The 13400-nt window shown below is 13.8% G+C and carries 17 protein-coding genes and 3 tRNA genes; 11 read left to right on the plus strand and 9 right to left on the minus strand.

Features of this window, described 5'->3' with window-relative positions; all coding sequences use genetic code 4:
* Positions 1-144: 144 nt before the first annotated feature.
* On the minus strand, positions 145-654 hold the full coding sequence (locus MP021_RS00710; protein ID WP_259286546.1) for a hypothetical protein: 510 nt from the start codon (positions 652-654) through the stop codon (positions 145-147).
* Positions 655-887: 233 nt separating this feature from the next.
* Here MP021_RS00710 and MP021_RS00715 point away from each other — a divergent pair, with 233 nt between their 5' ends.
* Both MP021_RS00715 and MP021_RS00720 read left to right on the plus strand, forming a co-directional pair.
* Entirely contained in the window at positions 888-1166 is a 279-nt protein-coding gene (locus MP021_RS00715) for a hypothetical protein (protein WP_259286547.1), read from the plus strand.
* Positions 1157-2530 (plus strand): GTPase, encoded by a 1374-nt coding sequence (locus MP021_RS00720; protein WP_259286548.1) that lies wholly within the window; start codon positions 1157-1159, stop codon positions 2528-2530. The genes MP021_RS00715 and MP021_RS00720 overlap by 10 nt, the downstream gene beginning before the upstream one ends.
* 9 nt (positions 2531-2539) lie before the next feature.
* Here MP021_RS00720 and MP021_RS00725 read toward each other — a convergent pair whose 3' ends face one another.
* Positions 2540-3472, minus strand: a complete 933-nt coding sequence (locus MP021_RS00725) for an aminoacyl--tRNA ligase-related protein (RefSeq protein WP_259286549.1) — start codon at positions 3470-3472, stop codon at positions 2540-2542.
* Positions 3473-3728: 256 nt separating this feature from the next.
* On the opposite strand from MP021_RS00725, the gene MP021_RS00730 reads away from it, so the two are divergent.
* Positions 3729-4679, plus strand: a complete 951-nt coding sequence (locus tag MP021_RS00730; RefSeq protein ID WP_259286550.1) for an FAD-dependent oxidoreductase — start codon at positions 3729-3731, stop codon at positions 4677-4679.
* Positions 4680-4683: 4 nt separating this feature from the next.
* Positions 4684-5283, plus strand: coding sequence for a hypothetical protein (locus tag MP021_RS00735; RefSeq protein ID WP_259286551.1), 600 nt, complete (start codon positions 4684-4686; stop codon positions 5281-5283).
* Here the strand turns inward: MP021_RS00735 and MP021_RS00740 are convergent.
* The 4 genes from MP021_RS00740 to MP021_RS00755 all read right to left on the minus strand — a co-directional run bounded on the left by MP021_RS00740 (position 5276) and on the right by MP021_RS00755 (position 7036).
* Positions 5276-5587 carry a hypothetical protein gene (locus MP021_RS00740; protein WP_259286552.1) on the minus strand — a complete coding sequence of 104 codons (312 nt, stop codon included), beginning with the start codon at positions 5585-5587 and terminating at the stop codon, positions 5276-5278. The two genes, MP021_RS00735 and MP021_RS00740, sit on opposite strands and share 8 nt — an antisense overlap.
* A gap of 5 nt (positions 5588-5592) precedes the next feature.
* Positions 5593-5976, minus strand: a complete 384-nt coding sequence (gene rpsI / locus MP021_RS00745) for a 30S ribosomal protein S9 (RefSeq protein ID WP_259286553.1) — start codon at positions 5974-5976, stop codon at positions 5593-5595.
* Between the two features lies 1 nt (position 5977).
* The gene (locus tag MP021_RS00750) at positions 5978-6340 is read right to left on the minus strand and encodes an uL13 family ribosomal protein (RefSeq protein WP_259286554.1); all 363 of its coding nucleotides are present in this window, start codon (positions 6338-6340) and stop codon (positions 5978-5980) included.
* A 249-nt stretch (positions 6341-6589) separates the two neighbouring features.
* Positions 6590-7036: a GreA/GreB family elongation factor gene (locus MP021_RS00755; protein WP_259286555.1), complete on the minus strand. Its 447-nt coding sequence runs from the start codon at positions 7034-7036 to the stop codon at positions 6590-6592.
* A 9-nt stretch (positions 7037-7045) separates the two neighbouring features.
* Here MP021_RS00755 and MP021_RS00760 point away from each other — a divergent pair, with 9 nt between their 5' ends.
* Positions 7046-7696, plus strand: coding sequence for an exonuclease domain-containing protein (locus MP021_RS00760; protein ID WP_259286556.1), 651 nt, complete (start codon positions 7046-7048; stop codon positions 7694-7696).
* Here MP021_RS00760 and MP021_RS00825 read toward each other — a convergent pair.
* From MP021_RS00825 to MP021_RS00770, 3 genes are read right to left on the minus strand one after another with little or no spacing between them, the layout of a single operon-like run.
* The gene (locus MP021_RS00825) at positions 7675-7869 is read right to left on the minus strand and encodes a hypothetical protein (protein WP_414646679.1); all 195 of its coding nucleotides are present in this window, start codon (positions 7867-7869) and stop codon (positions 7675-7677) included. The two genes, MP021_RS00760 and MP021_RS00825, sit on opposite strands and share 22 nt — an antisense overlap.
* On the minus strand, positions 7870-8685 hold the full coding sequence (locus tag MP021_RS00765) for an FAD-dependent oxidoreductase (protein ID WP_320412286.1): 816 nt from the start codon (positions 8683-8685) through the stop codon (positions 7870-7872).
* Positions 8682-9356, minus strand: a complete 675-nt coding sequence (locus tag MP021_RS00770) for an FAD-dependent oxidoreductase (RefSeq protein ID WP_259286557.1) — start codon at positions 9354-9356, stop codon at positions 8682-8684. The genes MP021_RS00765 and MP021_RS00770 overlap by 4 nt, the downstream gene beginning before the upstream one ends.
* Here MP021_RS00770 and MP021_RS00775 point away from each other — a divergent pair.
* The 6 genes from MP021_RS00775 to MP021_RS00800 all read left to right on the plus strand — a co-directional run bounded on the left by MP021_RS00775 (position 9346) and on the right by MP021_RS00800 (position 13324).
* On the plus strand, positions 9346-9996 hold the full coding sequence (locus MP021_RS00775) for a hypothetical protein (protein WP_259286558.1): 651 nt from the start codon (positions 9346-9348) through the stop codon (positions 9994-9996). The two genes, MP021_RS00770 and MP021_RS00775, sit on opposite strands and share 11 nt — an antisense overlap.
* Positions 9974-10047, plus strand: a tRNA-Phe gene (locus tag MP021_RS00780). Before MP021_RS00775 ends, MP021_RS00780 begins: the two co-directional genes overlap by 23 nt.
* Positions 10048-10339: 292 nt before the next feature.
* The gene (locus tag MP021_RS00785; RefSeq protein ID WP_259286559.1) at positions 10340-11770 is read left to right on the plus strand and encodes an amidase family protein; all 1431 of its coding nucleotides are present in this window, start codon (positions 10340-10342) and stop codon (positions 11768-11770) included.
* Positions 11771-13153, plus strand: a complete 1383-nt coding sequence (locus MP021_RS00790) for a hypothetical protein (RefSeq protein ID WP_259286560.1) — start codon at positions 11771-11773, stop codon at positions 13151-13153.
* 8 nt (positions 13154-13161) lie between these two features.
* Positions 13162-13247 (plus strand) — tRNA-Ser (locus MP021_RS00795).
* A 5-nt stretch (positions 13248-13252) separates the two neighbouring features.
* Positions 13253-13324: transfer RNA gene (locus tag MP021_RS00800), tRNA-Ala, on the plus strand.
* Positions 13325-13400: the final 76 nt, after the last annotated feature.

Consider the following 13400-nt stretch of genomic DNA (forward strand, 5'->3'; position numbering starts at 1 on the left):
AATTAAGTAAATTATATATTTTTTTAATAATATAATATTAATTATTTATTATATATTTATATTATTATTAAAAAAATATAATTAAGTAAATTATATATTTTTTTAATAATATAATAATATATTTATTATATATTTATATTATTATTAAAAAAATATAATTAAGTAAATTATATATTTTTTTAATAATATAATAATTATTTTATTTTTTTTTTTTATTGAAGGTATTATTAAATTAATTATATTTATTATTTCTTTTTTACTTATATAAAAAAAATTTTTTTTTAAAATTTTTTCTTTTTTTAAACTTTTATTGTAATAAATTTTTTTATTTTTTATTTTTTTTATTTTATATATTAATTTATTGTTTATTATTTTTAATTCATTATTTTTTACATATAATTTTATATTTTTATTTTTTATTTTTTTTATTATATTAAAAAAATATTTTAAATTTAAATACATTTTTTTTTTTATTTTAAATTTTTTCTTATTTTTTATTTTTAATTTGATTTTAAAATAATCTTTTTTAAAAATTATATTTATTGTATTATTTTTAAAATTTATTAAAAAAATTTCATTTTTTTTATTAGATAAAAAAAAAAATATAATTAATATTATAAATATTTTTTTTTTTTTTAATTTTATTTTTAACATTTTTAAATAAAAAATTATTAATAATTTTTAAAATTTATTAAAAAAAATTCATTTTTTATTAGATAGAAAAATATAAATTAATATTATTAATATTTTTTTTAATTTTTATTTTTAAAATTTTTTAAATGAAAAGAACATATAATCCTTCAAAAGTAAAAAGAAAAAAGTTTTTGGTTTTAGAAAAAAAATTTTAATAAAAGAAAATATTAAATATAAAAAATAATATTATATTAATGAAAAATTTTTTTTCTAAACATTTTAGAATAAAAATAAAAATAATTTATAAAAAAATAATTTTTTTTATTATAAAAAGAAATTTATTATTTAAAATATATAATAAAAAATATATAAAAAAAATATTTTATTTTTTTTTTAATAATAATAAAAAAATAAAATATTTTAAAATATTTATCTATCAAAATATTAAAATAAAAAATAAAAATTTTAAAAATTTAAATAATTTATTTATAGAAATATATTTTTTGTTAAATAAAATAAAATTATGTTTTTAAAACTTAAAAATCCTATAATAAATATATCTACAAAATTAAAAAATTCTGCAATTTTTATAATTAGATTATCTTTTGGTTTATTAAATAAAAAAATCATATTTTTTTTTTTTAAAAAATTTTTTTATAAAAAAATAAAACCTAAAATAATAAATTTTTCTTTTATTTATAATTTAAACAATACAATTTTGGATAAAGGTGTAGTCCTATATTTTAATAAACCAAAATCCTATACTGGTGAAGACTTGTTAGAATACCAAGGTCATGGAAATATTTTTATAATTAATAATATATTAAAAAATTTTGTTTTTTTTTTAAAAAAATATAAAATAAAATTATCAAAAAGAGGAGAGTTTACTAGAAGAGCTTTTTTAAATAATAAAATAGATATATTTGAATTAAATTTAATATTAAATATATTTAAATTAAACAGTAATAATTTTTTAAAAAATTTAAATAATTTTTTTAAATTTAATTTTAAAAAAAAAATTTTAAAAATAATAAAAAAAATAAATAATTTGTATTTTTTTATTAACTTTTATTTAAATAATGAAATTTTAAAAAAAATTTATTTTTATAAAAATTTTTTATACAATTTAAAGTATTTAAATATTAAAATATTTAATTTATTAAATTTATTTTATATAAATAAATATAAAAAAAATATAATTATTTTTGGTTTAACAAATGTGGGAAAATCAACTTTTATAAACAATCTTGTTAAAAATAATTTTTCTTTAATAAGTTCTATTTCAGGTACAACTAGAGATGTTATAAAAAAAAGTATTTTTATAGAAAATTTAAATTTTAAAATTTTTGACACACCAGGTTTTAAAATTATTTATAATAATAATATTTTAGAATATTTAAGTTTAATATTTTCTTTAAAAAAAAGTTTTTTTTCAAATATAATAATTTATATATTTGATAACATTATTTTTTATAGTATATTTTTTTATTATATTAAAAAAAATATAACAAAAAATCAAATTATTATAAAAATATTAAATAAAATTGATTTATTAAAATGTTGTATATTTTTAGAAATATTTATTATTAAATTTGAAAAAAATATAATATTAAAAATATCATCTATTTTTTTTTATGGCTTAAAATATTTATTTAAAGAAATTTTAAGAAATTATAAAAAAAAATTTAATTATTTTGATTTTATATTTTTTAATATTATAAAAAAATCTTATAAATACATATTAAAGCTATATTTATTTTTTTATAAAAAAAAATATAATTTATTATTAAATAATATAATTAAAATTAAAAAAATTTTAAATTTTTTTATAAAAAAAAATTTAAAAAATAAAAATATTTCAAATAAAATATTTAAAAATTTTTGTATAGGAAAATAAAAATTTACACTAAAATTTTAAATTATTTAAATTTTTAAATTTTTTTTTTAATATTTTTGGAATTTTTATTGAATTTTCTTTTTCAAAATAATTTTCTAATATAGATAAAAAGAATCTTCCCACCGCTAGACCTGTTCCATTTATAATATGCGTGTAGAATATTTTATTATTTTGAATATATCTTATTTTTGACCTTAAAGATTGATAATTTTCACTGTTTGAACAGCTTGAAATTTCACAATAGTTACCTATACTTGGCAGCCATATTTCTACATCATAGGTGATTGTTGATATGTAGCTTATATTTTTTTTTGATAATTTTAATATTCTATAATTTATTTTAAACCTTTTTATTATTTTTTCTACATTTTTTATTAATTCTTTTAAGTATTGATAAGATTTTTTATAATCAATAAAATTTATTAATTCTATTTTATCAAATTGTTTTTGTTTTATAATTCCTTTGTTAAATTTACCATAAGAAATATTTTCATTTCTGTAACAGGGTGTTTTTGATATAAACTTTAAAGGTATAAATCTAGATTCTATTTTTTTATTATACATAAAATTTATTAAAGAAACTTCTGATGTTGGAATTAAATATTTTATTTTTTTACTATTTTTTATTATAAATAATTTTTTTATAAATTTAGGAATTTGGCATGAATTTAATAAAGATTTAAATTTTAATATTTGTGGAACTATTATATATTTATAGTTATTTTCATTTATATATGAATTTAATATGTAATTTTCTAATTTTAAATATAAAATAGATAATGGTTGCGATATGTAAGAAAAACCTCGACCAGCTATTTCGTTACTTTTTTTTAAGTTGAATATTTTATTTTTTATTTTTTTTTTATTATTATTATTTTTATAAATATATTTTTTTATTAATATATTTTTTCTTATTATTATAAAATGTATAAAATTTGGCATTTTTAATATTATTAATTTTAAATTTTTATTTATTTTTTTTAAATAATTTTTATAAATTCATTTTATTGTGTAATTATTTTTTTTTTTTTTTTTTTAAATTATTTTTTATAAATTTTTTTAAATTTAATGTTTTTTTAATTATTTTTTTTTTAAAAAAAATAATTTTTTAAAAAAAATAATATTTAATAAATATTTTTTTTTTTTTAAATTTATAAATAATTTTTTTATATTTTTATATATAAAATTTATTTTAAACATGATAAAATTAAAATACTCTAGAATAATCATTATTGGTTCAGGACCTTCAGGTTGCACTTCATCTATTTATACTTGTAGATCTAATTTAAAACCTATAATTTTAACAGGTAAAATTATTGGTGGTCAATTAAATAATACTTATTCTTTAGATAATTGACCCAGTATAATAAATATTAAAGGTTCTGATTTTACTTTAAAATTAATAAATCAATTAAAAAATTTTAATATAGAAATGTATTTTGACTTTATATATAATGTTAACTTTTTAAATAAACCTTTTATTTTAATTGGTGAAAAATTTTTTTATTATTCAATATTCATTATAATATCCACAGGTTGCCACTACAATGTATTTAATATTAAATTTCAATTAAAATATGTGAATAAAAATATTTCAAACTGCGCCATTTGTGATGGCAGTTTCTATAAAAATAAAAAAATCTGTATCATAGGTGGTGGTGAATCTTTTTTTGAAAATTTATTTTATTTAAAAAAATTAATATCTTTTAAAATTTTATTTATTAGAAATAAATTTTTTAAATCTAATTTTAATTTAATAAAAAAATTTTTTTCAATTATAAATAGTTATTTTTTTATAAAATTAAATATATTTTTAATAGAAATTTTAGGTGATGATTTTAATATTTTTTATATAAAAATAAAAAATTTTTTTAATCTTAAAATAAATATAATATATATAGATGGTTTATTTATATTTATAGGAAGTGTTTCAAATAGTAAAATATTTTTAGGGCAATTGAAAATTAAAAAAAATTTTTTATTAACAAAAAAATACCAATTATATAAAAAAACAATCACTTCTATAAATTATATATTTGCTTCTGGAGATGTTCAAGATTATATTTATAAACAAGCCATAACCAGTAGTTCTAGTGGTTGTGTGACTTATTTTGATTTAATAAAATATTATAATAAATTTTATAATTAATTTAATGTTTAATGGCATTATAATAAATTTTTGTAAATTTTTTTTTTCAAAATACTCTATAGTTTTAAATTTTTTTATATTTAAATTAAATAAAAAATTTTTTAATATAAATCTTGGAGACAGCATTTCTACAAATGGGGTATGCCTGACACTTGTGTATAAATCATTTTTTTTTTTTGAATTTAATTATTGTTATKGAACATTTTTAAATATATCGTTATTTAAAAAAAATTTTTTTAATCTTGAAAAAAGTATAAATTTATTTAATAATATTAGTGGTCATTTATTATTTGGACATATTAATAATTTAAGTTTTTTAAAAACAAAAAATTTTTTTAATATTATAAAATTATATATATTTGAAAATTTATTTTTTAAAAAGTTTTTTGTTTATAAATGTTCAATATCAATTAATGGTTTAAGTTTAACTATAAATGAATTAATATTTTTAAAAAATTTTATAATTTTTTCTATAAATATTTTAAATTTTACTTATTTTTTTACTAATATAAAATTTTTAAAAAATTTTGATAATTTAAACATAGAAATAGATTATATTATTTTTAATATTATAAATAACATGTTTTATTTTAATTTTAAATAAAATTAAAAGAAAATTTACATTTACATATATTTTTATAATTTTTATTTTTTATTTTTATATTATTTTTAATTTTTATAATAGATTTTTTAATAAAAATATATGAATTAAATTCAAATATCATATTTTTTTTTTTATAACTTATTATTATATTTTTATTTTTTATTTTTTTTGTATAAAAATATATATATTTATTTCCAAAACATCCATCTTTGATTATTTTTATTTTTATGTTTTTTATTTTTTTAAAACTAATTTTTAAATCAATTTTTTTTTTTTCTAAACTAATTATATTTTTATATTTCATAATTTTTATCTTTTAGAAAATTGTTTATTTTTTCTAGATTTAACCCTTCCTATTTTTTTTCTTTCAACCATTCTAGAATCTCTAGTTAATAATTTATTATCAGATAATATTTTTTTATATTTTATATTATAATTTAATAACGCTTTTGCCAAACCATTTCTTAAAGCCATAATTTGAGAACTCTTACCCCCACCCCTTACATTTGCTTTGATGCTTAAATTTTTAGAATTTGTTAATTTGATTGGATCGAAAATAAGTTTATAATTTAATTTTTTATTAAAATATTCATCTATATTTAAATTATTAACTTTTATTTTATTTTTTTTTATTTTAAAAAAAACTCTTGCTATGGCGCATTTTTTTTTACCAGAACCTTTATATGTTTTCATTTTAAATATACAATATTTTTGATTTGTAAAATTTTATATTCTTATTTTTTTTTAAAAATCTTATATTTTTTTTTATAAATTTTTTATTTTTATTATTTTTAAACATTTTTAATAAAGAATTTAATATTAATTCTTTTTTATTATTATTGTATATTTTTATAAAATTTTTTCTTTTTAAATTACCTATATAACCTGTATGTTTATAAAAAAATTTATTTTTATATTTTTTTTTATAAAATTTTATAAAATCTTCATTTATTAATATTATTTTACCTTTCATTTTTATAATTTTTATTATAAATTCAGATATTTTTCCAATAGTTTTATTTTTTATATTAAAAATATACCATTTTTTATTTTTCATTTTTTAAAAATAAGCTAAATTATGTATATATCTTAATGATATATATTGATTATTTATCTAAATTAATTAAAATATTAAAAATATAAGCCTTTTAAATCAAAGTTGCTCTTTTTATAAAAAATAAATATTTTATTTTCAATGTATTTTTATAAAAAATTTATATTTTCTTTTATTTAATTATATTTATAAAAAAGAGTTTAGACTTTCCTCAATTTTTTTTAAAAATTGCAATCAATTTTATTTATAATTCTATTCTATTGATAAAACTTTATATGTTATTTCTTTATTATATTTTTTGATTTTTACTAAATCACCAATAATTTTATTTTTTAAAATAATAGCAATAGGTGAATCCTCTGAAATATAGTTTTTTTTATTTATTTGAATTTTTCCTATAAAAAATTCAACAATTTCGTTATTTTTTATATTTTTTAGTTTTATTTTTAAAATTTTTTTAAAAGCATTTTCTTCTATTATTTCAGAACTAGATAAAATATTTTCCATATTTTTTATTTTTTCTTCAATAAAATATTTTTTTTTTTTTGCTGAATGATACTCGCTGTTTTCTGATAAATCGCCCATAAGTTTTGATTGCTTTATTTCTTCTATAACTTCTTTTAAATCTTTATTTTTTATTTTTTCTAAATCATTATTTATTCTTTTTAACTCACTTAAACTCAAAAAAATTTTTTCCATTATTAATTTATGAATAAAATTTTTTTAGACCTGGAAACAACAGGTTTAAATTGAAAAATAGATAAAATTATAGAAATTTGTTGTTTAAAAAAAACAAATTTTGATAATAAGGAATATATATTTCATTATTATTTAAACCCTGGAAACATTAAAATATCGAAAGGCGCGTATTTAGTGCATGGTATAGAGTATGGTTCTCTTAAAAATAAACCATATTTTAAAGATATTGTTGATAAATTTATATTTTTTATAAGAAACTCTAAAATTATAATTCATAACACTAATTTTGATTTAAAATTTTTAAATAATGAATTAAAAAAAAATAATTTTAAAAATTTAAACCATTATTGTTATAAAATAATAGATACTTTAAAAATATCAAAAAAAATATATTTTAATAAAAAAAATTCTTTAAAAGTTTTGTGTAAAAGATTTGGAATAAATGATTCAAAAAGAATTAAACACTCGGCTTTGGTTGATTGTAAATTGTTAGAAGAAGTTTTTATAAATTTATGAATAATTAAAAATAAAATTGAATATAAATTTAATATAAAAAAAAAAAAATATTTTTTTAAAAATAATAATTTAGTATTAAAAGCTAACGCTTATAATATTAATTTTAATAAGTTTTTAATTAATTATATAAATTTTTTAAAATAATTTAATATAATTTTAAAAGAATCATTTTTAATTATATTTATCCTCAAAATATCTTTCATATTTTTAGGTTTTTCTTTATTTAACTTTTCTGAAATTTCTTTAGATAAATTTTTTATTTTAAAAAAATTAATATTTTTTAATTTAAAATTTTTTATATTTTTTTTTTTTTTTATTTAAAAATATTTAATTTTTATATAATTTTTATATTTAAATTGCAAATATATTTGATTTATTATATTTTTATTAATAATTATATTATTTATTAAATTATTAATATTTTTTTTTTTATATTTTAAAAAATTAAAATTCATTATAATTTTTAAATTTTTAAAAACATTAAATAGTCTTTTACTTGAATTATCCTCTCTAATGTTTAATTTGTTTTCACTCTTTTTTGCAAAAACTCTATAAGGCTCCGTCACGCCATTTTTAGTTAAATCATTTATCATTAAACCTATATATGAATTTTTTTTATTTGGATACCAATATTTTTTATTATTAATGTATAAATAAGAATTAATACCGGCAACAACCCCTTGGGCCGCAGCCTCTTCATAGCCTGTTGTTCCATTTATTTGTCCAGCCAGAAACAGGCCTTTTATTATTTTTGATTCTAATGATTTTTTTAAATTCTTTGGATTTAAAAAATCATATTCTATAGAGTAACCCAATCTTGTAATTTGACATTTTTCTAAACCAATTATAGAATTTAATAATAACTTTTGGAATTTATAATTTAAACATGTAGAAACTCCCCCCAAATAAATTTGATTATTTTCATCAGGTTCTAAAAACACGTCGTGTTTTTTATTATTATAAAATCTATATATTTTATCTTCTATTGAGGGGCAGTATCTTGGAGAATTTCCATTTATTATATTTTTATACATTGGTGATGTTTTTAAACTTTTTTTTACTATTTCTTTTGTTTTTTCTGTAGTTTTTGTTATTCAGCAATTTAAATTATTATAATTTTTAGAAATCTTTATCTTTCAGAAAGGCTTGGTATAGGGTTAAAATCTCCAGATTGTTTTTTTAAATTATTGAATTTTATATTTTTAAAACTTATTCGTGGTGATGTTCCAGTTTTTAATTTTTTTAAAGGTCCAATTAAATAATTTAATTGTTTTGATAAAATAAAAGAATTTTTTTCATTTATTCTCCCTTCTTTATACTTTATAGAACCCATATATATTTTACTATTTAAAAAAGTCCCCGTCGTCAATATTACTGTTTTTGATAAAAAAGAGTTAATTTTTGTTTTAACACCAATTACAATATTATTTTTTATTATTAATTTTAAAACCTCACTTTGTAATATTTTTATATTTTTTTTTTTAAATATTTCTTTTATATTTTTTTTATATTTTTTACGATTTATTTGAGATCTTGTGCAATGCATAGCTTCTCCTTTTGATGTTCTTATCTTTTTTAATTGGATTGAGCTTTTTGTGGCCAAATAACCCATATATCCGCCGAGAGAGTCCACCTCTTTTACTAGGTTACTTTTTCCAACACCACCAACTGAAGGGTTGCAGCTTAATTCTCCTATATTGTTTATATTTTTTGTTATAATTAAAATTTTATTTTTTGTTTTTGATAAAATAGAGGCAGCTTCAAAACCTGCATGCCCCCCCCCTACTATTATTATGTCTTGCATTTTTAATTTATTTTATTTATTTTGCGGTTCCAGTGATTTTTCTTTAAATTTTTATAAAAATTTTTTTAATAAAAATTTTTTATTTTTTTTGAGTTCTGATATTATTTTTAATTATAATATATTTAAAATTTATTGTTTAAAAAAAAATTTTATTTTTTTTCAATTTAAAAATATTTTTTATTATAATAATTTAAAATTATATAATATTTATTATTTTATAAAAATAAGAAAGAAGAAAATAAATATTATATATTCCTTTGATTATGGCTTTTTATTTACTAATTTTTTTATAAATAATATTTATTATGGTATTTTCAATATACATCTTTCATTTTTACCTATATTAAAAGGTTGTAAACCTTTAAAAGGTTTAATTTATAATAAAAATTTATTTTCATCTTTTACTTTAATTTTTATTAACAAATATTTAGATTTTGGTAAAATAATATTTTTTTATAAATTTTTTATTTTTTTTTTTTATTTTTTTATTATTTTAAAATTAAAAATTTATTTTTTTAATTTTTATTTTTATTTAATTTTATATAAAAATTTATTTTTTTATAATTTTAAACAAATTAATAACTTTAATAATTTTTTATTTTATAAAAAAAATATTAGATTAAGTAGCTCAGTGTGGTAGAGCAACGGACTGAAAATCCGTTTGTCGGCGGTTCAATCCCGCCCTTAATCATAAATTTTTCTAATTTTATTATTTTTCATATTATTAATTTCAATTTAAAATTATTTTTAGATATAAATTATTTATTATTTTTATATTATAATTTATTTTTTTTTTTTAAATTTTTTTTAAATTTTAATGTTTTCTTTATTAATCAAGCTTGTAATATAAATAATATATTTAAAAAATTTTTTATATTAAAAAATTATTCTTCAAAAAAATTTAATTTTTACAATCAAAAAAAATTTTTAAATGTTAATTTTAAAAACTTTTATATTTTTTAAACTATATTTTTTCATTATATATGAATTTATTAAAATTGTATTATCTTATTTATTTTAAAAAAATAAAACCTTTTGATTTATCCAAATTTATATTAAAAAAAATAGAAAATTCATTATTTAAAAATTATTTTATTAATATAGATTATAATTACATAAAAAAACAATGTTTATATTCAGAAAAATTAGTATTAAAAAATAAAAATAATTTATTAACAGGCATACCAACATCATATAAAGATATTTTTTCAACAAAAAATATAGACACCACTGCTGGCTCTAGGATTTTAAGCAACTATAAAACTTTTTATAATGCTACCTTTTTAAATAAATTAAATAATTTAGGTATAATAAATATTGGAAAAAACAATATGGATGAATTTTGTGTTGGTTCTAACACATTTAATTTTTATTTTGGTAAGACAGATAATTCTACAAATAAAAATTTAACGGCTGGTGGCAGTAGCGGGGGTTCCACCTATTTAGTTTCAAAAAATCTGTTACCATTTTCAATAGGTACAGATACTGGTGGTTCAGTTAGACAACCATCTCTTTTTAGTAACGTTATAGGTTTCAAACCAACATATGGTCTAATATCCAGGTATGGAGTGTTTTCTTACTCTTCTTCTATGGACACTGTTGGAATATTTTCAAAAAATATTTTAAATATCTCTATAGTTTTAAATTCTATATCTGGCTTTGATGTTAAAGATCAAACAACATTTAATTTAGTAAAAGAGGATTATACTAGATACTTAAATAAGAATTGATTTTTAAATAAAATTGATTATAAAAAACTAAAAGGTTTAAAAATAGGTGTTTCTAAAAAATTTTTTTATAATATTTATAATTTTTCAGTGAGATCTAATATGGAAGATGTTTTATTAAATTTTGAATTTTTAGGAGCAAAAATAATTTTTATATATATTTTTTTTTTTGATTTTTTAGCAACTATTTATAATATAATATCTTCTTCCGAATTATATTCCAATATATCAAAATATAGTAATAAATTTTTATTTGATAAAATTTATTTTTTTTTAAATAAAAAAAATTTTTTTAATAGTTTATCTATTAATACTAAAAATAAATTTTTTATAGGAAACTATTTAATTTCAAGTAATAAAAATAAAAAAATTTTTCTTTTATCTAAAAAAATGAGAATTTTAATTTTGGAAAATTTTAAAAAAATTTTTTTTATTTGTGATATTGTAGCACTACCTATAATATCTTGCAATATTTGAGATTCTTTAAATTTTAACTTAAATAAAAATTTAATTGATAAATATACTTGTATCTCTAATATTACGGGTTTGCCTTCTATTAGTATACCATCTAAAATTTTAAATTTTAAAAAATTTAAAATTTTTCAAGGTTTTCAGATTATAGGTAATTATTTTAGCGAAGCAAGATTAATACAAATTGTACATGAGTATAAAAAAAATTTTTTATAAATGTTTTTAAAAATTTCTTTTTTATTTGGAATAGAAACTCACATTTTCTCTATTTTTTATAAAAAAATATTTAATTTTTTTAATTATTATTTTTTTAAAAGTTTTAAAAATAACAAAATTTCCCTTTTCGATATAGGGGCGCCCGGCATTATTCCGAATTTTAATTTATTTTTTTTGAAAAAAATTGTATTTTTTGGTTTTTTTTTAAAAACATTTTTATTTTATTTTAGTTTTTTTGTTAGAAAAAATTATTTTTATCCAGATATGCCGAAAAATTATCAAATAACTCAATATTTTTCTATATTTAATAAAGGTTTAATTTTAATATATAATAATTTTTATAATTTTCCATATTATAAATTTATAAAAATAATAAAAATACATTTAGAGGAAGATGCATCCAAAATAACATATAAGTTAAATTATAAAACCTCTAATTTGGATTTTAATCGTTCCAATACTCTGTTGTTTGAAATAGTAAGTTTTTATGATATTAGAAATTTTTATGAAGTTTATGTTTATTTATTTAATATAAAAAAAAATTTTTTTTTTAAAAAATTTTTTATAAATAAAAATATATTTAGATTTGATTTAAATTTTTCTATTAAATATTTTTTTTATGAATTTTTAAATTTTAAAGTAGAGATAAAAAATCTTGATTCTTTTTTTGTTTTAAAAAATGTATTTTTTTTTGAAATAAAAAGACAAATATTTAATTTATTCTTTAATATTTTTTTTAATCAAACTAAATTTTATGATTTATTAAAAAATAAAACTTATTTTGTAAGATTTAAAAATAATTTCTTTGAATATAAATATTTTATAGAACCTGATAAAAATTTTATATTTTTAAAATTTAATTTTATTTTTATTTTAAAATATAAAATTTTTCTATATTATTTTATAAATATATATTTTATATATAATTTTAAAAAATTTTTTTATTTCAATTTTTATTTATTTGAATTTTTAATTTTTATATTTAAATTTAATATAAACTTTATTATAAATTTTATAAAAAAATTTTTTTTTTTATTTAAAATTTATAATAAAGTTACTTCTTATTTTCAAATATTAACATTACTTAAATGCTTATTTAATAATGTTTTTAATTATTTTATATTTAAAAAAATTTTTTTTTTAATATTTAAAATAAAATCATTTAAAAGTATGATTTTAATATATAAAATCATACTTTTAAATGATTTTATTTTAAATATTAATATATATTTTTTTATAAATTTTTTAATTTTAAAAAATATAAAATTTTCACATATTTATTTTTTTAAAAAAAAAATATTTAATTTTTTTTTAGGATTATTAATAAAGTTTAATTTTAATTATAAAAAATTCAATTATTTGTTACAATCAAAACTAAAATAAAATAGAATGGGAGGTGGGTGAGTGGTTTATACCGTGTATTTAGAAAATATATATAGTTTTAAAACTATCAGGGGTTCGAATCCCTTCCTCTCTTATGTTGGGGGTGTATCTCAGGGGTAGAGTTTTTGTTTTGCAATCAGAATGGCGACGGTTCGATTCCGTCTACCTCCATAAACATTTTTGTATTTTAAAGAATAATAATAACAATATTTGCAAATGTTCGGCTAATATTTTTATTGTATTTTAA

Source organism: Candidatus Nasuia deltocephalincola (assembly GCF_024820135.1).